14 protein-coding genes are annotated in these 19,622 nt (G+C 67.8%); 7 read left to right on the top strand and 7 right to left on the bottom strand.

From position 1 onward, the window contains the following. The first annotated feature begins 45 nt into the window (after window positions 1-45). On the top strand, window positions 46-957 hold the full coding sequence (locus CFB82_RS20380) for a LysR family transcriptional regulator (protein WP_089448332.1): 912 nt from the start codon (window positions 46-48) through the stop codon (window positions 955-957). A gap of 47 nt (window positions 958-1,004) precedes the next feature. On the opposite strand, the gene CFB82_RS20375 is transcribed toward CFB82_RS20380, so the two are convergent. The 4 genes from CFB82_RS20375 to CFB82_RS20360 all read right to left on the bottom strand — a co-directional run bounded on the left by CFB82_RS20375 (window position 1,005) and on the right by CFB82_RS20360 (window position 6,466). Next, window positions 1,005-2,057 (bottom strand): nucleoside hydrolase, encoded by a 1,053-nt coding sequence (locus CFB82_RS20375; protein WP_089485043.1) that lies wholly within the window; start codon window positions 2,055-2,057, stop codon window positions 1,005-1,007. Between the two features lie 10 nt (window positions 2,058-2,067). Next, window positions 2,068-3,180: a porin gene (locus tag CFB82_RS20370; protein ID WP_089485042.1), complete on the bottom strand. Its 1,113-nt coding sequence runs from the start codon at window positions 3,178-3,180 to the stop codon at window positions 2,068-2,070. Window positions 3,181-3,340: 160 nt separating this feature from the next. Continuing rightward, a complete protein-coding gene (locus CFB82_RS20365; protein WP_089485041.1) occupies window positions 3,341-4,660 on the bottom strand; it encodes a hypothetical protein in 1,320 nt (439 codons plus the stop codon). A 387-nt stretch (window positions 4,661-5,047) separates the two neighbouring features. Further along, entirely contained in the window at window positions 5,048-6,466 is a 1,419-nt protein-coding gene (locus CFB82_RS20360; protein ID WP_089485040.1) for an MFS transporter, read from the bottom strand. 451 nt (window positions 6,467-6,917) lie between these two features. On the opposite strand from CFB82_RS20360, the gene CFB82_RS20350 reads away from it, so the two are divergent. Next, a complete protein-coding gene (locus tag CFB82_RS20350; RefSeq protein WP_089485038.1) occupies window positions 6,918-9,365 on the top strand; it encodes a DUF3772 domain-containing protein in 2,448 nt (815 codons plus the stop codon). 105 nt (window positions 9,366-9,470) lie between these two features. On the opposite strand, the gene amaB is transcribed toward CFB82_RS20350, so the two are convergent. Continuing rightward, a complete protein-coding gene (amaB, locus tag CFB82_RS20345; protein WP_069252500.1) occupies window positions 9,471-10,982 on the bottom strand; it encodes an L-piperidine-6-carboxylate dehydrogenase in 1,512 nt (503 codons plus the stop codon). A 594-nt stretch (window positions 10,983-11,576) separates the two neighbouring features. Here amaB and CFB82_RS20340 point away from each other — a divergent pair. From CFB82_RS20340 to CFB82_RS20330, 3 genes are all read left to right on the top strand, one after another. Next, window positions 11,577-13,157, top strand: coding sequence for an amino acid permease (locus CFB82_RS20340; protein ID WP_089485037.1), 1,581 nt, complete (start codon window positions 11,577-11,579; stop codon window positions 13,155-13,157). A gap of 157 nt (window positions 13,158-13,314) precedes the next feature. Next, entirely contained in the window at window positions 13,315-14,583 is a 1,269-nt protein-coding gene (locus CFB82_RS20335) for an NAD(P)/FAD-dependent oxidoreductase (RefSeq protein ID WP_089485036.1), read from the top strand. A 116-nt stretch (window positions 14,584-14,699) separates the two neighbouring features. Then, on the top strand, window positions 14,700-15,374 hold the full coding sequence (locus tag CFB82_RS20330) for a TetR family transcriptional regulator (RefSeq protein WP_069252503.1): 675 nt from the start codon (window positions 14,700-14,702) through the stop codon (window positions 15,372-15,374). A gap of 75 nt (window positions 15,375-15,449) precedes the next feature. On the opposite strand, the gene CFB82_RS20325 is transcribed toward CFB82_RS20330, so the two are convergent. Next, a complete protein-coding gene (locus tag CFB82_RS20325; RefSeq protein ID WP_089485035.1) occupies window positions 15,450-17,243 on the bottom strand; it encodes a phospholipase D-like domain-containing protein in 1,794 nt (597 codons plus the stop codon). A gap of 105 nt (window positions 17,244-17,348) precedes the next feature. Further along, window positions 17,349-18,107, bottom strand: a complete 759-nt coding sequence (locus tag CFB82_RS20320; protein ID WP_069252505.1) for a DeoR/GlpR family DNA-binding transcription regulator — start codon at window positions 18,105-18,107, stop codon at window positions 17,349-17,351. A gap of 208 nt (window positions 18,108-18,315) precedes the next feature. On the opposite strand from CFB82_RS20320, the gene CFB82_RS20315 reads away from it, so the two are divergent. Then, window positions 18,316-18,501, top strand: coding sequence for a hypothetical protein (locus CFB82_RS20315; RefSeq protein WP_006480515.1), 186 nt, complete (start codon window positions 18,316-18,318; stop codon window positions 18,499-18,501). 181 nt (window positions 18,502-18,682) lie between these two features. Then, window positions 18,683-19,552: a DMT family transporter gene (locus CFB82_RS20310; RefSeq protein WP_089485034.1), complete on the top strand. Its 870-nt coding sequence runs from the start codon at window positions 18,683-18,685 to the stop codon at window positions 19,550-19,552. The last annotated feature ends 70 nt before the right edge of the window (window positions 19,553-19,622 follow it).

Genomic DNA, 19,622 nt, shown 5'->3' with positions numbered 1-19,622 from the left:
GCGGTCTTATACTGCCGCGTACCGCATCCCGACCGTTATTGCCCGATGTCGTCCGACCGCTCGTCGCTGCTGCCCGCGCTCACGCTGCGGCAGGTCCAGCACTTCGTCGTGCTCGCTCACGCACGCAGCTTCACGCAGGCCGCGCAGGCGCTGTCGCTCACGCAGCCCGCGCTCACCGCGTCGATCCGACAGATCGAGTTCCTCCTCGGCGGGCGCCTGTTCGCGCGTTCCGCGCACCGGCTCACCCTCACCTCTGCCGGCGAAGCCGTGCTGCCGCTCGCCGAACGCCTGCTCAACCAGGCGCGCGGCACCTTCGACGACATGACGCGGCTCATCGGCGAACGCATCCAGACCGTGCGCATCGCGTTCATCCCGTCGGTCGCGGGCCGCCTGCTGCCCGCGCTCAACGCACTGCGCGACGCGCATCCGACGCTGCGTTTCACGCTCACCGACCTGCCGAACAGCGCGCTCGTCGAAGCCGTGCGCGACAGCGTCGCGGATCTCGGCATCGGCGTGCGCGAACCGGACAGCGACGACGGCACGCTGCGCTACCAGCAGCTCTTCGAGGACGAGATCGTGATCGTCGTGCGGCATGACGATCCGCTTGCCCGTGCGAAGAGCGTCACGTGGGCCAAGCTCGTCGATCGCGAGCTCGCGGTGTTCGTGCGCGGCAGCGTCAGCGAATCGCTGCATCGCACCGGTGGCGCCGAGAAGCTGCGCCTGAACGTCACGTACCGGATGGAATACACCGAGCCGCTCTACGCGCTCGCACGCAACGGCCTCGCGACCGCCGTGCTGCCGAGCCTCTACACGATGCATCTGCACGATCCCGAACTCGTCGCGCTGCGCGTCGACAAGCCGCGCGTCACGCGCGCGATCTCGTTGATCTCGCTCGCCGGCGACGATCGCGGCCCGCACGTGCGCGCGTGCCGCGAGTGGATTGCGAAGCACATCTGATTGCTTCCACGTTCACCGTTCATGGTTCGCCGCGTGACTGCCCGCCTTCAGGGCAGCTTCGCGATGCGCTCGACGAGCACTGCGTAGAAGCGGTCCGCATCGACCTCGTTGATCCACGTCGCGTTCGCCGTACGGCCGCTGCGTCCGTTCCAGTCGACGATGGTTTCGCCAAGCGTCCACTGCCCGGTCGTCTCGACCATCACGTTCACCTTGCGGCCGCCGAACAGCGTCGGATCGACGAGATAGCCGACCGCGGTCGGGTCGTACATCGGCGCGTCTTCGACGCCGCGCCGCTTCTTGTTGTACGCGAGTTCGGCATCCATGATGTCCGCGACGATCGCGCCGCAGCGGTTGCCGAGCGCGCGGAACGGCGCGACGCGCGCCGGCGTGATCGGCGCTTTCACCGCGACATCGCGCGGCAGCACGACGATCGGCACGCCGCTGCCGAATACGACTTCGGCCGCCTGCGGATCGACGTAGATGTTGAATTCGGCCGCCGGCGTGATGTTGCCGCGCTCGAAGAACGCGCCGCCCATCAGCACGATTTCGCGCAGCGCGCCGCGAATCTGCGGCGCTTCGACCAACGCGGTCGCGATGTTCGTCAACGGGCCGAGCGCGCACAGCGTCACGCTACCCGGCGCCGCGCGGCTCAGCGTATCGACGAGATACGACACCGCGTGACCGGCGGCCAGCGGTGCGCGCGGCTCGTGCAGTTCGACGCCTTCGAGCCCCGTCTTGCCGTGCACGTTCGCGGCCGTCACGAGGTCGCGCACGAGCGGACGCGGGCAGCCAGCATAGACGGGCAGCGTCTTCGTGCGGCCGGCCCAGTCGCGAATGATGCGCGCATTGCGTTCGGTCAGGTCGAGCGGCACGTTGCCCGCGACGGCGGTCAACGCGCGCACGTCGAGCCGGTCTTGCGCGCCCAGCGCGAACAGGATCGCGATGGCGTCGTCCTGCCCCGGGTCGGTATCGATGATCACCGTGCGGCGCGCGGCCTCGCCGCCGGCCGCGAACGCGCCCGTTTCGGGCAGCAGCGCGCTGCCGGCCAGCGCGGCGGAAAGCTTCAGGAAGGTGCGGCGGGATGCGATCGGATGGGTCATGGTCGGGCGCTCAGAAAACATGCCGGACGCCGAGCGTCGCCATCATCTGGCGCGTGCCGGTCGAGCGCGCATACGCGAAGATCTGCGCATGGTCCGCGTCGCCGGCCACCTGCTGCGCGATCACCGTCAGCGCGACGTCGGTGCGTTTCGACAGGAAGTAATCGGCCTGCAGGTTCACCTGGTGCCATTTCGGCCGCTTGTCGATCACGTCGTACTTGCCGTTCGTGAACGCATACGCGGCGCCGAGGAAGAGCTGCGGCGTCATCGTGTAGACGACGTTCACGCCGAGGTTCTGCAGGTGCAGGTGCGAATTGTCGAGGTAATCGTAGCGCACGTCGGTAAACATCGCCGCGAACTGCGCGCGGCCGATCGTGTAGAAGCCGCCCGTGCCCGCGATCCGCTGCCGGCTCGCGTAAGCCGCCGGCGACATCGCGCTCTTGCTGAAGATCAGCAGCGGCGACGCGTAGTCGTTGGCGATCGCGCCGTCCTGGTTCGTCGCGCTGTACGGATGGTTGTACTGCGCGTAGACCGCGCTCCAGCGCAGCGGGCCCTGCTCGTAGCCGAGCCCGAAGCTGTATGCACTGTTGTTCGCGAAGCCCGTCGCGTTGCTGAAGCCGTACAGCGCGGTGAGTTTCAGGCCGTAGTAGACGGGGCTCACGTACTTCACCGAGTTCTGCACGCGGATGTCGTTGTAGCCGTTGTCGTTGTCGCCGATGTTCACGCCGTTGCTCGCGATGATCACCGGCCCGATGTAGTCGTGGATCGCGTCGTACTGGCGGCCGAACGTCAGCGAGCCGTAGGTGCGGTCGGCGAGGCCGACGTAGGCCATCCGCCCGAACTCGCGGCCGTTCTGCGCGGCCGTGCCCGTCATCACGTTGAAGCCGTTCTCCAGCTGGAAGACCGCGGACAGCCCCTGCCCGAGATCCTCCTTGCCCTTCAGCCCCCAGCGCGGGTTCTGGTTCGTGCCGGACAGCGCCTGCCAGGCGTTCTTGCCGCCCTGGTTGGTCGCGAACCCGACACCGGCCGAGATCAGACCGTACAGCGTGATGCTGCTTTGCGCACAGGCATGCGTCGCGAAGGCGCCGAGCATCGCGAGCGGGGCGAGCTTGTAGAGAGTTTTCATCGGGTCGTGTGATCGGTGGTGGTCCAGGCGCGGCAGGGTTCCGCGAAACTGGCCTCGACTATACGAACCCGGATCGGATAATAAAAGTTTGCTTTTATTATGGTTCAATAAAACGGATTTATTCTCATCCGGATCGCTCCCGTGCCCGCCACGCCGGCTGTCAGTCCGCCGTGTCGCCGCCCTTCGGCAGCTTCGACCACGCCTTGCGCCCCGGCAACGGCGACCACGCCGGCCGCGTCTTGCGTGCGCTGTCGATCACGACCAGGTAGCGGCCCGCGATCGGCGTGATGTCGCGATCGCGGCGCAGCACCCACAGCGACTTGCCGGCCTCGACGCGCGCCTGGTAGTCGTCGTCGAGCAGGCCGTGCTGGTCGAAGAACGTGTTCAGCGATGCGGGAATACGCACGCACCCTTTCGAGTGCCGGATGCCCAGCAGCGCTTCGAGGCGATCGGGATCGGTCGCATGCATCTGGAAGCGCATCGCCGACACGCCGCCCTTGCCCCACCCACGCTCGCCGTCCACCCAGCCGAAGTCGTAGATGCGCATGTCGCGGTGCCCATAGCCGCGAATGCCGTTCTCGTTCGTCGTGCCTTCCGCGCGGAAATCCATGTTGTCCGGCGAGTGATGGAACACGCCGAGCGGCGTCAGGAAATGGTCGTACTTGCCCGGCAGCCCGGTGCCGACCGGCGATGCGCCGATCATCATCCACGCGTTGGCCGGCGTCGCGCGGAAGTAGATGAACAGCGCCTGGACGTTCGGCGCGCGGTCGACCATCGCGATGTATTCGCCGGCGAGGTCGCCGAGGTCCGCGTCGGCGAGCGCCTTCTGGAGCCGCTCGCCGTACGCGCGCTGCTCGCTTGCCGGCACGTTCAGGCGCCGCGTGACTTCCTGCGTGAAGCGCTTGCGCATGTCGATCGCGTGCGCCGTCGCATTTTTTGCCTCTTCGGCCGACAGGGGCGGATGCTGGCGCGGCGGTGTCGGTGCGGGGGCCTCGGCTTCGCTGGCGGGCGCGGCAGAAGCGGCCGATGCAGGTGCGGCGGCGGATGCTGCGGATGCTGCGGATGCGCCCGATGCACTCGATGCGCCCGACGCCGGGCTGGCAGGCTCCACGGGATGCGCGTGTGATGCGGCAGGCGCGGGCTTGGCCGCCGGCGCACCCGACGATGCATGCGCCGCCGAAGCGGGATGCGCCCGAGAAGCTGCCGATGCGGGCGACTCGACTGATGAGGACGACGTAGCGACGGGCGCCGATGCGTCGGATGCCGCAAAGGCAGGCCGCTCGACGAGCATGGAGATCGGCAGTGCCGCGGCGATCCCAATACACGCAGCGGCGACACGGGCAAGGCAACGCGGCTTCGCAAATCGCCGCGTGAAGCTGAAAGGCATCATACGTTCGAAGCCATCGGCCGATCCGGCCGCCGCATGCTGCTGTTGCGGGCGGCGCATCTTCCGCGCGAGCCATCGACACGTCCGGCGCATCGTGTGCGCCCGGCGCCGACGCCTCTTCGCGGCGGAGCCGTTCGCTGTTGCAACGCGGTCGGTCCGATGGCGGCTAATGAGTCGTCAGGCCCTTCATTTTACGCGTCCCGGCAAGAATCGGCAGGGACGAACGTCGCGGTTTTTCGCTTCGTCACGCTTTGTTTCAACTCGTTGCCGCTCGCTTTTTCGTTACGTGGCAGTCTGGTTTATTGAGCGTTCGAGATCGACAGGAAGCGGTGTGTTTCGCCAAGGCACGACAGGATCTTCAAAATCGATTCGTATGCCAGATCATTCCCGATATGCGGTACACGCCCTGCGCGCGATGCAATCGCCATCGCATCGCACGCACGCTGCACGAATCTCGCGGCGTGCGTGCGCAACCTCCGGTTACTTCGAGATGGTTTCGAGCGCGATGCCTTTCGTGCGCGGCCCCATGAACCCGATCGCGGCCATCACGATCACCATCGCGCCCGCGATGAACGCGAACACGCCGAACGTACCGAAGCCCTTCAACACGGCCGCGATCACGAACGACGAGAAGATCGCCGAGAAGCGGCTCCACGAATAGACGAAACCGACCGCCCGTGCGCGGATCGACGTCGGGAACAGCTCGGCCTGATACGCGTGGAAGCTGTACGACATGATGTTGCTGGCGAGCGTGAGGCCGATGCCGAGCACGATCAGGAATGCGCCCACCGTCGTCTGGCTGAACAGCAGCCCGCAGACGACGATCGCCGCCGCCATCGCGACGATCACCGACTTGCGCTCGAAGCGGTCGGCGATCACGAGGCCGATCAGCGGGCCGATCGGCGCGGCGAGCGCGATCACGCTCGAATACATCAGGCTCGACGTGATCGTGATGCCCTGCTTGATCAGCAGCGTCGGCACCCAGTTCGCGAAGCCGTAGAAGCCGACCGTCTGGAACACGTTGAAGATCGTCATCATGATCGTGCGGCTGCGATACGGCTGCACCCACATGTCGCGGAAGCTGCCGCGCGGCGGCACGGGTTCGGCAGGCGCGGGCGGCGGCAGCGGCCGGCCGTATTCGGCTTCGACCTTCGCCTCGAGCGCACGCATGATGCGATCGGCTTCTTCGACCCGGCCCTGCTGCGCGAGCCAGCGCGGGCTTTCCGGCAGTTCGCGGCGAATCCACCACACGAACAGCGCGCCGTGCGCGCCGATCAGCACGACCCAGCGCCAGCCGTCGAGGCCGAACGGGGCGTGCGGCACGAGCAGGTACGCGAGGAACGCGACCACCGGCACCGCGACGAACCCGACCGCCTGCTCGCACGCGAATGCGCGACCGCGGATCTGCTTCGGGACGAGTTCGGAGATGTACGTGCCGATCGTCACCATCTCGACGCCGAGGCCGAGACCGACGACGAAGCGCCAGAAGTTCAGCCCGGCGGCGGTGTCCTGGAACGCCATCACGACGTTGGCGGCCGTGTACCACAGCAGTGACCAGGTGAAGATCGCGCGGCGGCCGAAACGGTCGGCGAGGAAGCCGCATGCGATCGTGCCGATGAAGAGCCCGGAGAACAGCGCGGCGATGAAGCTCGCGACGCCCGTGGTGCCGAACAGGCCGTGCGTCGTCGCCGACAGGATCCCGCTTTTCACGAGGCCGGGGGCGACGTAGCCGCTATAGAGCAGGTCGTAGAGCTCGAAGAAGAAGCCGAGGCTCAGCAGGACGACGAGTTTCCAGACGGTGCGGGTGGGCGGCAGGCGGTCGAGGCGGGCCGAGATGGCGCCGGGATCGACGGGTGGGGATTGGGCAGGTGCCTGCGAAAGGCTGTCCGTTGAGGCCATCGTGGGCGCGTCTCCTGATCGTGTCGTGTTGTTGTCCGGCGACCCGCGAGCCGCCGTCGGGCGAATCGCTGCATTGTACCGGCAGGTCCGTCCGGTGCGAGCGCACCCCGGCCCCGATATATCTCGAATGCGATGACGTGCAGCCCCCGGCCACCGAACCGCTTCGGATACCCCATTGTTGCGCCAGATATTGTGTAACTTGCGTAACCGTCTGTCGGGTACGGGAAACGCGCCGGAACGGCTATCCGGCGCCACATCGCGGCGGCGCCGGCCCCACTGTCCGGGCCTGGTGCGCCGTTTCGCGCGGGCACGCACCATCGGAATCGCCACAAACGGGGTACGCAATCGGTACAACCACGCGTTCCACACCCCGGTAACATGCTACCGGGCCAACCACCGGCTTCCGGGCGCCTTTCGGCGACCTGAATTGTCGGCAAATCGTAAGCATTCCATGTCCATACAACGACTATCCACCTACGCTCGCCGGATCGCCCTGATCGCGCTGCTGCAGTTTGCGGCAATCGCAACCGCGTCGGCGTTTCCGGCGGCCGCCTCGGCCCCGAACGCGAGCGGCGTCGGCGCGCCCGTCCCGACCATCTCGCTGAACGACGCGGTCGCGCAACTCAAGCAGATGCAGGCCGAACTGGACCGCATCAAGCAGCAGACCTCGACCGCGTCCAACAGCAAGGAGCTGGACGGGCTCAGCGACTCGACGCAGGAGCTGAGCACCGATGTCGAGAAGCTGCAGAGCGATCTCGTGCCGCAGCGCGCGCAGATCCAGGGGCAGCTCGACGTGCTCGGCCCCGCCCCTGCGGAAGGCGCCGCGCCGGAAACGCCGGCCGTCGCGAAGCAACGGGCCACGCTCAACGCACGCAAGACGCAGCTCGATGCAGCGCTGAAGCAGGCCGCCGACCAGAAGGCCAGCCTCACGAACCTGAACGAGCAGTTCGCGAAGCTGCATCGCGGCCTGTTGAAGAACCAGCTCGCGTTCCGTTCGGGCGGCATTTTCAGCGCGCAGTTCTGGCTGCCGCTGTTCCATCTTTCGCCGGACGACACCCAGCGGCTCGGGGATTTCGACGAAGAAATGCTCGACATGCTGCGCTCGTCGTGGGTGCCCGGACAAAAGGCGATCACGGTGCTGCTGCTGGTCGCCGCGTTCGCGGCATGGATGGGCGGCCGCCGGCTCATCGAGCGCGGGCTCGCGTGGTTCTGCGTGAACCGCCTGCCGGCCACCCGTTTGCGCCGCAGCGCACTGGCGTTGTCGACCGCGCTGGCGACGCTGCTGGCAACCGCCATCGCCGTCCAGATCTTTTACCTCGCCGTCGCGCGCCATTACGACCTCACGCCGGCGCTGAACGATCTGTGGGACCAGTTCGCGAAGCTCGCCACGACCTGCGCGCTGATCGCCGGGCTCGGCCGTGCGCTGCTCTGCACGAAGCATCCGTCGTGGCGCCTGCCCGCGCTCGCCGATCCCGTCGCGCTCGCGATGAAGCCGTTCCCCGGCATCCTGGCCGCGCTGCTGCTGGTGTCCGGCACGCTCGAATCGATCAACCGGATCGTCGACACCAGCCTGTCGGTCACGCTGTTCGGCCGCGGGATCGTGTCGCTCGTCGTCGCGGTGACGGTCGGTGCGTCGCTGCTGCGCTCGAACCGCGCGCGCAGCGCGCTCGCGGCCGCCGGCGAAGCGCCCGAGCAGCGCTCGACGCTCGCCGGGCTGATCCATGCCGCCGTCACGCTGGCCATCGTCGCGACCCTGATCGCACTCCTGATCGGCTACATCACGGTCGCGCGCTTCATTACCTACGAGCTCGTGTGGTTCGAGATCGTGCTGGGCGCCACCTACATCCTGATCCAGTTGACGCGCGACGCGAGCGAAAGCCTGTTCTCGTCGAGCCTGACGACGGGCCAGCAGATCAAGCACCTGTTCGCACTCGAGGATCGTCACCTCGACCAGGCCCGCACGGTCCTGTCCGGCTTCGGCACGAGCCTGCTGATGCTGATCGCGGCCATTGCGCTGCTGACGGGCGGCTTCGGCACGACGCCGGGCGACCTGATGGACAGTGCAGTCGCGATGATCGGCAGCCAGCGGCTGCAGAGCCTGAACATCATGCCCGACCGGATCATGAACGCCGTGATCGGGTTCGCGATCGGCTTCTACCTGCTGCGCTCGCTGCGCCGCTGGCTCGACAACGAGTTCATGCCCGCGCTCGGCATGGATACCGGGATGCGCGTGTCGCTGATCACGCTGTTCACCAACGTCGGCTACGTGCTGCTCGTGCTGATGACGCTCGGGCTGCTCGGCGTCCGGTGGAACAACCTCGCATGGATCGTCAGTGCGTTGTCGGTGGGTATCGGTTTCGGCCTGCAGGAGATCGTGAAGAACTTCGTGTCGGGGCTGATCCTGTTGACCGAGCGCCCGGTGAAGGTGGGCGACATGATCAGCATCGCGGGCGTCGAAGGCGACATCCGCCGCATCAACGTGCGCGCGACCGAGATCCAGCTCAGCGACCGCTCGACCGTGATCGTGCCGAACTCGCAACTGATCTCGCAGAACTTGCGCAACGTGACGATGGGCAACAGCACGCAGGGCGTCGCGACACTGGTGCTGACGTTCCCGCTGAACACCGATCCCGAGCAGGTGCGCGACCTGCTGCTCGAAGCCTATGGCTCGCATGCGGCGATTCTCGAGAAGCCGGCCCCGTCGGTCACGTTCAGCCAGCTCACGCCGGACGGCATCACGCTGAGCGTGACGGGCTACGTGTCGAGCCCGCGGATCGCCGGTTCGACGAAGAGCGACCTGCTGTTCGAGATCCTGAAGCAGTTGCGCGCGGCGAAAATCACGCTGTCGAGCCCGCAGATGCTGGTGGTGCAGAACATGCCGGTGGCAGGAGACGCATGACGCGGCTCGCGCGCTTGCCGTCGCGCAGATGAACGAAGGGCCGGCACCGCAACGCGGCAGCCGGCCCTTTCTACGCCCGCGCAGCGCCCATCCGGGCGCCCCGCATCAAACGTCGAACTTCACGCCCTGCGCCAGCGGCAACTGACGGCTGTAGTTGATCGTGTTCGTCGCGCGGCGCATGTAAGCCTTCCACGCATCCGAACCCGACTCGCGGCCGCCGCCCGTTTCCTTCTCGCCGCCGAACGCGCCGCCGATTTCCGCGCCGCTCGTGCCGATGTTCACGTTGACGATCCCGCAGTCGCTGCCCGCTGCCGACATGAACTGCTCGGCCTCGCGCATGTCGTTCGTGAAGATCGCCGACGACAGGCCTTGCGGCACCGCGTTGTGCAGTTCGATCGCGTCGTCGAAGTTGTCGTAGACCATCACGTACAGGATCGGTGCGAACGTTTCGCGCTCGACCACCGCCGATTGCTTCGGCATCCGCACGATGGCCGGACGGACGTAGTACGCATCCGCGTGACCGACGTCGACGCGCTCGCCGCCCTTCACTTCGCCGCCCTGCTCGCGTGCATCGCCCAGCGCCTTCTGCATCGCATCGAACGACGCGCGATCGACCAGCGGACCGACCAGCGTGCCTTCTTCAAGCGGGTTGCCGACCTTCACCGACGCGTAGGCCTTCTCGATGCGCGGCAGCAGCTGCTCGACCAGGCTGCGATGCACGATCAGGCGGCGCAGCGTCGTGCAGCGCTGGCCGGCCGTGCCGACCGCCGCGAACGTGACCGCGCGCACCACGAGATCCAGATCGGCGCTCGGTGCAACGATCATCCCGTTGTTGCCGCCGAGTTCGAGGATGCCGCGCGCGAGACGCTGGCTCAGCACCTTCGCGACTTCCTGGCCCATCCGCACGCTGCCCGTCGCGCTGACGACCGGCACCTTCTTCGATGCCGTCAGCACCTCGCCGACATCGCGCATGCCGAGCACCAGCTGGCTCAGTTCCGCCGGCGCGACGCCCGGGTGGGTCTTCTCGAATTCGCGGATCGCCTTCTGCAGCAGCACGTGGCATGCGATCGCGGTCAGCGGCGTCTTCTCGGACGGCTTCCACACGACCGAATCGCCGCACACGAATGCGAGCGCGGCGTTCCACGCCCACACGGCGACCGGGAAGTTGAACGCCGAGATCACGCCGCACACGCCGATCGGGTGCCACGTTTCCATCATCCGGTGGCCCGGGCGCTCCGAGGCGATCGTGAGGCCGTAAAGCTGGCGCGACAGACCGACCGCGAAATCGCAGATGTCGATCATTTCCTGCACTTCGCCGAGGCCTTCCGACGTGATCTTGCCGGCTTCGAGCGTGACGAGGCGGCCGAGCTCGGCCTTGTGCTCGCGCAGCACGTTGCCGAACACGCGCACGAGTTCGCCGCGCACCGGCGCCGGCACCGTGCGCCACTTGAGGAATGCGTCGTGCGCGGCGTCGATCTTGCGCTCGGCGTCGGCGGGCGTGTCGACAGCCAGCGTCGCGAGCGTCGCGCCGTCGAGCGGCGAACGCGCGGTCAGCGCATTGCCTTTCCACTGGGCGAGATCGATGTCGAGCGCGGCAAGAATGTCGTTGAATTGCATCACTTCCTCTTCAGGGACAGATTGATCGGTGCGGCGGCAGCGCCGCCCGCGTGATTCGATTGGAGCGCGTTCGCGCGCCCTGTGCAAGCGGATGCGCCGCGCGGCAGGCCCGGTGCGCCGTCCGGCGCGGCCCCGCCTCGCAGGGCACGATCCATGAAACACATTGTCGGTGGCCACAAGTCGGCCCGCTATTGATATTAACTCACGACTTCATTCCGAAAACGCAATACCTCGACGGATCGACCGGATGCGGATTGGCGTCGACATGGGACGTTTCCAAAGCCCGCGGCGGGGCCATCGGACGCATCGCGGCACGCCGCAAGTTGATGACAATCCCGCATCACCCTGTTCGGAAATATCGTTTGCCGCCCGCGCACCGGGCACACACAATCGTGGCGACGTCGGGGTGCACCGCACCCGGCGCGCCGCCGGCCGCCATCACGGCTGCCGGACGACAGACGAAGGCGACACGCATCGCGGCCCGGTTCATCCGGTCCGTTTCAGCACCGCATCACCGCTGCCCGGCCCGCGGCCGGCAACGCGTCGCGCTTCGTCACCGAAAAACAATCCCGGAGACAGCGCCCAGCGCCCGCCATGCATTCAGACGCCCGCCCCGATTCGCCCCGCCCCTCCGGCTCGCCGCCCGCGAAGCCGTCCCTCCACCGTGCGTTGCAGGCACGCCATCTGCGGATGATCGCGATCGGCGGCTCGATCGGCACGGGCCTGTTCGTCGCGTCCGGCGCGTCGATCTCGCAGGCCGGCCCCGGCGGCGCGATGCTCGCGTACATGGTGATCGGCCTGATGGTCTATTTCCTGATGACGAGCCTCGGCGAAATGGCCGCGTTCATGCCCGTGTCGGGCTCGTTCGCAACCTACGGCGCGAAGTTCGTCGACGAAGGCTTCGGCTTCGCACTCGGCTGGAACTACTGGTACAGCTGGGCCGTGACATTGGCGGTGGAGCTCGTCGCCGGGCAGCTCGTGATGAACTACTGGTTCCCGCACGTGCCGGGCGTCTGGTGGAGCGCGCTGTTCCTCACGCTGATCTTCGCGCTCAACGCGCTGTCGGTGCGCGGCTTCGGTGAAGCCGAATACTGGTTCGCGCTGATCAAGGTGCTGACGGTGCTCGCGTTCGTCGGCGTCGGCCTGCTGATGATCTTCGGGATCATGCAGGGCGGCCCGAGCGCGGGCTGGGGCAACTTCACGATCGGCGACGCGCCGTTCGCCGGCGGCTGGGCGACGATGCTCGGCGTCGCGATGATCGCGGGCTTCTCGTTCCAGGGCACCGAAATGATCGGCGTCGCGGCCGGCGAATCGGAAAATCCGCGCACGACGATCCCGCGCGCGGTGAGCCAGATCTTCTGGCGCATCCTGCTGTTCTACGTGCTGGCGATCTTCGTGATCGGCGTGCTGATTCCCTATACCGACCCGAGCCTGCTGAAGAGCGACGTGACCGACATCGGCGTGAGCCCGTTCACGCTCGTGTTCCGCCACGCGGGCCTCGCATTCGCCGCCGGCGTGATGAACGCGGTGATCCTGACGGCCGTGCTGTCGGCCGGCAACTCGGGCATGTATGCATCGACGCGGATGCTCTACAACCTCGCGGTCGAAGGCCGTGCGCCGAAGATCTTCGCGAAGCTGTCGCGCGGCGGCGTGCCGCGCAACGCGCTGTATGCGACGACGGCCGTCGGCGCCTTGTGTTTCCTCACGTCGCTGTACGGCGACAAGACCGTGTACCTGTGGCTGCTGAACACGTCGGGCATGGCCGGCTTCATCACGTGGCTCGGCATCGCGGTCAGCCACTACCGCTTCCGCAAGGGCTTCCTGAAGCAGGGCTACCGGCTCGACCAGCTGCCGTACCGGTCGAAGTGGTTCCCGTTCGGTCCGCTGTTCGCGTTCGCGCTGTGCGCGGTGATCGCGCTCGGCCAGGATTACCAGGCGTTCCTCTCCGACAAGATCGACTGGGTCGGCGTCGCCGCGACCTACATCGGCCTGCCGTTCTTCCTCGCGATCTGGCTCGGCTACGCGATCGTGCGCAAATGCCGTCTCGTGCGCTACGAAGACATGGAGATCGCTCCCTGGATCGAACGCAACGCGACGCCCGAATCCGCGCCGCAGGCTGAAGCCGGCTACGCGGGCTACGTCGCCCGGCCGGCCAACCCGACGCCGGGCGCCTGATCGCGCGGATCGGCCCGGATCAACCCGGATCGCACCTGCCGCCATGCGAACACGGCGGCCGGCGCCCCGACACCGCCCCATTCGACGCGGCGCGCACGTTCAGGCAAGATCGACGCGCGCCGCCTGTTTTTCCGCCGTCAAGAGTCAACGAAATCGCATGCAGAACTTCTACGAAGCCACCGTTACCCGCCAGCCCTACCCGCAACTGACCGGCACGATCGACACGCAGGTCTGCATCGTCGGCGGTGGCCTCGCCGGCCTGTGCACGGCGCTCGGCCTCGTCGAGCGCGGCGTGCATGACGTCGTCGTGCTCGACAGCGAACGGGTAGGCTTCGGCGCATCGGGCCGCAACGGCGGCTTCGTCTTCGGCGGTTACAGCCTCGACAACGCCGACCTGCTGCGCACGCTCGGCCGCGACGAAGGGCGCCGGCTGTACCGGCTCACCGTCGATGCGGTCGACCTGATCCGCGCGCGCATTGCACGCTACGGGATCGACTGCGACATCGTCGACCAGGGCGTGATGCTCGCGAACTGGTTCGACGATCCTTCCCGCCTCGACAGCGTGCGCACGCTGATGAAGGACGAACTCGGCGTCGACTGGGAACCCGTTTCGACGGACGCGCTGCGCAAGCGGCTGAAGACGCAGCGCTACTACGGCGGCCTGTTCGAGCCGAACGCGTTCCACTTCCATCCGCTCAAGTACGTGCTCGGCGTCGCGGCGGCCGCCTCGCACGGCGGCGCACGCGTGTACGAACGCTCGGCCGCGCTCGGCATCGCGCGCGAAGGCGCCGGGTACGTCGTGCGCACGGCGCAGGGCACGGTGCGCGCGAAGGACGTCGTGTTCGCCGGTGGCGGCTACGCGCGCGGCGTGTCGCCGCGCATCGAGCGCGCGGTGCTGCCGATCGCGACCTACGTGATCGCGACCGAACCGCTCGGCGCACGCCTGCCGGACGCGATCGACGCACCGTACGCGATCTACGACACGCGTTTCGCGTTCGACTATTACCGCCCGCTGAAGGACACGCGCATCCTGTGGGGTGGCCGGATCTCCGTGCTCGACCGCGGCCCCGACGCGATCGCGCGCCTGCTGCGGCGCGACCTGCTGCGCGTCTATCCGCAACTGGAGGGCGTGAAGGTCGACTACGCGTGGGGCGGGCTGATGAGCTATGCGCGGCACAAGATGCCGCAGATCGGCCGCGACGCGGACGGCGTGTGGCACGCGATCGCGTTCGGCGGCCACGGGATGGCGCCGACCACGGTGGCCGGCGAAGCGCTCGCGGCCGCGCTGGCCGAAGGCCGGCCGGTGCCGGAAGGCTTCAACGCGTTCGGGCTCACGCGCACGTTCGGGCTGGCGGGCCTTGCCGCCGCGCAACTCACGTATACGGCGTACCAGGCCCGCGACGCGCTCGCATCCTGCCGCCGCTGAGCGGCGGCCACGGCGGCAGAAACCGCCCTGCCGATTAGAGCGGAAGGTCGGCCGGACGGGGATTTCCCACATGTTAGAATGGCTTTTCCAAGCCGCCGAAGCCACAATAAATTCACATGAAAGCAGGAAGCAAGGCCGCCACGTCCGACACCCGCGCGCTTCCGTCCGATGCGCGGCGCAAATACGATCCCGAGCAAACCAAGCGCAACATCCTCGACGTCGCCACGCAGGAATTCTCCGCGATGGGCCTCGCCGGTGCGCGCGTCGACGCCATCGCCGAGCGCACGAACACGACGAAGCGCATGCTCTACTACTACTTCGAAAGCAAGGAAGGCTTGTACGAGGCCGTGCTGGAGAAGGTGTACGGCGACATCCGCGCACTCGAGCAGGAGCTGCACGTCGGCGACATGGAGCCGCGCGAGGGCATGCGCCGCCTCGTCGAATTCACGTTCGACTATCACGACAAGCATCGCGACTTCGTTCGCCTGGTGTCGATCGAGAACATCCACGGCGCGAAGTATCTCGAACAGCTCAAGTCGTTCAAGAACCGCAACGTCAGCATCATCAAGACGCTCGAGGAACTGGTCGAGCGCGGCGCGGCAAGCGGCGCGTTCCGCAAGGACATCGACGCGTTCGACCTGCACCTGCTGATCAGTTCGTTCTGCTTCCACCGCGTGTCGAACCGCTACACGTTCGGCGCCGCATTCGGCCGCGATCCGTCGGCGCCGCGCCTGCGCGTGCGGCACCGCGACACGATCGCCGACGCCGTGCTGCGCTACGTCGCCGCATAAACGGCGGCATCAGCCGGTTTCCCGGCCAGATTCAAGCCGGGCGCGCGACATCCGCGCCCGTCGTTCTCGCGTGGGTCAATCCGTCGGCGCGGTCGACGCCAGTGCGATCCGCGCCTTCTCTTCCGGGCTTCCCGCCACGTAATACTTCTTCGCCCAGCTCGAATCGGGCGCAAGCGCAAGCCGCGCATGCGCGCCCGTGCCGCCGTCCGTGCCGCGCTGCTTCGCATTGATCGCCAGTGCCCGCGCGCGATAGTGCTCGTAAAGCCGCAGGAATTCCGCGAGATAGATCGCCGCGATCCGCTGGTCGCGGATCTCGAGCAGGTTCTCGTCGTTGTACTGCTCGGAATTGCGGCTCATGTTCGCCGAGCCCGTATAGACGACCGGATTCGCGCCCTCCGCATCGATCACGATGAACTTGTGATGGATCGCGACGGGCGGAAAAGCCGGCGCCGGTTCACCCGGAAAGAGGCGCAGCTCGGGCTCGAAACCCTGCGGCACGGTGGCCGGCGAGAAATACTGGGCATCGATCACGTCGTGGTTGTCGCGGCTGCGGTGATACAGCTCGAGGTTCGCGAGCGTCGCGGCATCGAGCGTCTGGCCGGCCTGCTGCTCGGCATCGGCCTTCGTCGCGCTGCCGACGTTGATCTTGTTCACCAGCCCGAACATCATCAGCCCGCGGTCGCCGGCCGCGAAGCACGCGTCGCGCAGCGCCGCGTCGGTCGGCATGAACAGGCAGAACGACACCGAATGCTTCGCGGCCGCGATCGCGGCGACGATCGTGTCGATCTCGGTGCGCTGCCCCGCCGGCTCCGGCGAAAACGCGAGCCGCACCTGCGCGCTGCCGATCGTCACCGGTTCCGACCAGCCCGGCGACAGCCGCGCCGTCTCCGCGATCGACGGATTCCCGGCCAGCGCATGCGCACGATCGTTGTACAGCACGGCGAGCTCGGGCGAGTCGAACGCGTGCAGCACGTTCGCCTGCTCCGTGAGCCCTTCGGTCGTGAAGTTCGCGGAACCGGTCAGCACGCGCGAAGGCACCGCATTCGACGACGCATCGGTCACGATGAACTTGTCGTGCATGATGTGCGTCTTGTCGCGCGGCGCGAGCGTCGCGAGACCCTGCAGCGCATCGACGGCCGGCTGGTTCGGCGACGGCAGCGGCGGCTTGCCCTTGCGCGCCGTCGTGTGCGCGTCGTAGACGATCGCGAGCGACGCTTCGCCGTGCGTGCGCCCGAACGCTTCGAACGCGGGCAGCGCCCACAGCGTGTCGGTCAGGTGATAGACGGCCGACGCCGCGCGCGACGCGGGGTCGAGCATCTCCGCGAACACCTGCTCCATGTCGTTCGCGAGCCACGTGCGCAGCTTCAGCGCCTGCGCGGCGCTCGGCGCCGCATTCGGCGCGAGGCCGAGCGCCGCCACCTGCTTCGCGAAGGCCTGCGAGCTGACCACCGCACGGTTGAACCACGTGCCGATGCCGTCCTCGATGTGCGCGGGCAGCACGACGTCGCACACGCCGGCTTGCGCGTCGAGCACCTGCAGGTTCGCCGGCGTGCCGACGACCGGATAGACGTCGTAGCGGAACGCCGCACCGCGATCCTGCGGATCGATGCGTGCATCCCACCACATGAATTTCTGGATCGGCGCCTGGTCGGTCGGCGCATCGCCCTGCGTGTGGGCGGCCGGGCCATCGAACGTCAGGCGGTTCGGCAGCCAGCTGTTCGGCGCGCGCGTCTTGCCGTCGGCCGACCAGAAGCCCGGCGTGCGCCGGATCGCGAAGCCGAGGAAATCGGACCGCGACGCCGCGTCGGGCCAGTCGAAGGCCAGCAAGACCAGGGTGGGGGAAAGATAGCTGCGCACGCTGACGGTCATTCGTTGCTCCCTGGCCTGGCGGCCGGTCGAGGTGAATGGGTCAGTCTTGACGGCGGATCTTCCCTGCGAATGACGGTTCGATGAACCTTGTATGTCGGACGCGCGTCAGTCGCACACGAGCAGCTCGATGCCGCGTGCGGTCAGCGCGCGGCGCACGGCCTTGTCGGGCGCGCGTTCGGTCACGAGATAGCGGGCCGCGCCGGTACCGTTGATCCGCACCGGCGTCACGCGGCCGAATTTCGAATGATCGGCGACGATCATCGCGGTGCCGGCCGCCGCGATCATCCGGCTGCGCACCTCGGCCGCGAGCCGCGAGTAATCGGTGCATTCGCCGTCGGGCGTGATGCCGCCGGCGCCGACGAACGCGAAATCGACGTGGTACTGCGCAAGCTGCTGGATCGTGTCGAGCCCGAAGGTGGCGTCCTCGTCGTCGGACAGCTCACCGCCGAGCAGCGTCACGCGGTTGCCGTTGCGCCGCGCGAGCACGAACGCGGTGCGCCAGTCGTTCGTATAGATCGACAGCCGGTGCCGGTCGGCGAGCGCGAGCGCAACCGCATGCGGCGTGCTGCCCGAATCGATCAGCACCGATGCATCGTCGGGCACGAACTCCGCTGCGCGCCGCCCGATCGTGCGCTTCGCCTCCGCGTTCGCGGCTTCGCGCTCGGACAGGCTCGGCTCGCGGCGATCCGCGGCCAGCGCGCCGCCGTGCGTCATCACGAGCAGGCCGCGTGCGGCCAGTGCGTTCAGGTCGCGCCGCACGGTCTCGCGCGACACGTCGAGCGAGCGGACGAGTTCCGCGACCGACAATGCGCCCGACCGTCCGAGTTCCGACAGGATGAATTGATGACGTTGTTCCGCCAGCATCGCGTGTGCGCCCGAGGCGACTGGTAATGGGTAAGCCGCCCATTGTATTACGGCCGTTTGACGGGCATTTGACTGCGCCGGGAAACCCGCCGGGCCGCGTTTCACGAAAGGGAAATTCTGTATTGCCTGACGCGCGCGAATCGGCGCGGCGCCGGTTGCTACACTTTGCGCTTCGCCGAACGACAGACCAAGCAAAGGGGCTCGCGCCATGTATCGCAAAGGCAGTGTGATCGAAATCCAGTTTCCGCCCGAACGTCTCAACGACGCGGCCGGCGATCCGTACTGGATCGACCTGACGCTCGACGAGGCCCGCCGGCTCTACGAACAGCTCGCCGCGCGCTTCGCGACCGACGCACGCGCCAACCAGCCGCTCGACACGTTCTCGATCGACTGATCTCCGCGGCTTCACGCTCGCCCGCTCCGCGTCCCGGGGCGGCGCCCCGCCTTCTTCCGGCACCGGCGGCCGCATACGCGGCACGCAGCATGAGTGCAGGATTCGACAAGACACCCGCAGCGCTTCCCCCGATACTGGCCGACTTCACGATTCTGTCCGGCCGCGTCGCGGCCCGCCACGCATGCTGACCTCGCTCGTCGCCGCCGCTTTCGTCGCCCTCTGGTCCACCGGCTTCATCGTTGCGCGCGCAATCAAGCCCTACGCCGATCCCAACCTGTTCCTGCTCGCGCGTTTCGCCGGCACGGCCGCGCTGTTCGGCGTGGTGGCGCTCGTTTCCCGCGCGCCGTGGCCGGCCCGCCGCGAATGGCCGCGCCACCTGATCGCGGGCGCGCTGCTGCAGGGCGTCTATCTCGGCGCGAGCTACTGGGCCGTCGCGCAAGGGCTGAACGCCGGCGTCATGGCACTGCTCGGCGCACTGCAGCCGCTCGCCACCGCCGTGCTCGCCGTCCCGCTGTTCAACGAGCGCCTGCCGGCGCGCGGCTGGTTCGGGATGGCGCTCGGCCTCGCCGGCGTCGCGCTCGTGCTGGCGCCGAAGGTCACGGGCGGCGTCGCGCCGCCGCCGGGCGCCGCGCCGGCGTGGCTCGTCGTCGCCGTCTCGGTGCTCGCGGTCGGGTCGATCACGGCCGGCTCGCTGTACCAGAAAGGCAAGCTCGCGCAAAGCGACCTGCGCACGGCGGTTGCCATCCAGAACTTCGGTGCGGCGATCGTCGCGGCCGTCTTCGTCGCGCTGCTGCACGAGACGCGCTGGATCGGCGCGCCGGCGCTGTGGGTGTCGCTCGTGTGGGGCGTCGTGTTCCTGTCCGGCGGCGCGGTCACGATGCTGATGTGGATGCTGCGGCGCGGCAATGCCGCACGCGCGACGTCGCTGCTGTTTCTCGCGCCGCCGCTGGCGGCACTACAGGGCTACTGGCTGTTCGGCGAAACGCTCGCGGCGATCCAGCTCGCCGGCTTCGCGCTCGCGCTGGTGGGCGTCGTGCTCGCGCGGCGCTGACGCGGCCGCCCGTGTGTGCGGTCGCTCGGGTGCATGCATGCCGGCCGCCACGTGCATCGAATACCGGCCG

Source organism: Burkholderia sp. HI2714, from assembly GCF_002223085.1.
GTDB classification, from domain to species: Bacteria; Pseudomonadota; Gammaproteobacteria; order Burkholderiales; family Burkholderiaceae; genus Burkholderia; species Burkholderia lata_D.
The sequence above is the reverse complement of the archived record's forward strand: the minus strand, read 5'-3'. Positions and strand labels throughout refer to the sequence as shown.

What these genes read in the sequence shown, in the direction of transcription:
- CFB82_RS20380 (WP_089448332.1), top strand. Translation starts at nt 46, where the DNA reads ATGTCGTCCGACCGCTCGTCGCTGCTGCCCGCGCTCACGCTGCGGCAG.
- CFB82_RS20375 (WP_089485043.1), bottom strand. Translation starts at nt 2,057, where the DNA reads ATGACCCATCCGATCGCATCCCGCCGCACCTTCCTGAAGCTTTCCGCC.
- CFB82_RS20370 (WP_089485042.1), bottom strand. Translation starts at nt 3,180, where the DNA reads ATGAAAACTCTCTACAAGCTCGCCCCGCTCGCGATGCTCGGCGCCTTC.
- CFB82_RS20365 (WP_089485041.1), bottom strand. Translation starts at nt 4,660, where the DNA reads ATGCGCCGGACGTGTCGATGGCTCGCGCGGAAGATGCGCCGCCCGCAA.
- CFB82_RS20360 (WP_089485040.1), bottom strand. Translation starts at nt 6,466, where the DNA reads ATGGCCTCAACGGACAGCCTTTCGCAGGCACCTGCCCAATCCCCACCC.
- CFB82_RS20350 (WP_089485038.1), top strand. Translation starts at nt 6,918, where the DNA reads ATGTCCATACAACGACTATCCACCTACGCTCGCCGGATCGCCCTGATC.
- amaB (WP_069252500.1), bottom strand. Translation starts at nt 10,982, where the DNA reads ATGCAATTCAACGACATTCTTGCCGCGCTCGACATCGATCTCGCCCAG.
- CFB82_RS20340 (WP_089485037.1), top strand. Translation starts at nt 11,577, where the DNA reads ATGCATTCAGACGCCCGCCCCGATTCGCCCCGCCCCTCCGGCTCGCCG.
- CFB82_RS20335 (WP_089485036.1), top strand. Translation starts at nt 13,315, where the DNA reads ATGCAGAACTTCTACGAAGCCACCGTTACCCGCCAGCCCTACCCGCAA.
- CFB82_RS20330 (WP_069252503.1), top strand. Translation starts at nt 14,700, where the DNA reads ATGAAAGCAGGAAGCAAGGCCGCCACGTCCGACACCCGCGCGCTTCCG.
- CFB82_RS20325 (WP_089485035.1), bottom strand. Translation starts at nt 17,243, where the DNA reads ATGACCGTCAGCGTGCGCAGCTATCTTTCCCCCACCCTGGTCTTGCTG.
- CFB82_RS20320 (WP_069252505.1), bottom strand. Translation starts at nt 18,107, where the DNA reads ATGCTGGCGGAACAACGTCATCAATTCATCCTGTCGGAACTCGGACGG.
- CFB82_RS20315 (WP_006480515.1), top strand. Translation starts at nt 18,316, where the DNA reads ATGTATCGCAAAGGCAGTGTGATCGAAATCCAGTTTCCGCCCGAACGT.
- CFB82_RS20310 (WP_089485034.1), top strand. Translation starts at nt 18,683, where the DNA reads ATGCTGACCTCGCTCGTCGCCGCCGCTTTCGTCGCCCTCTGGTCCACC.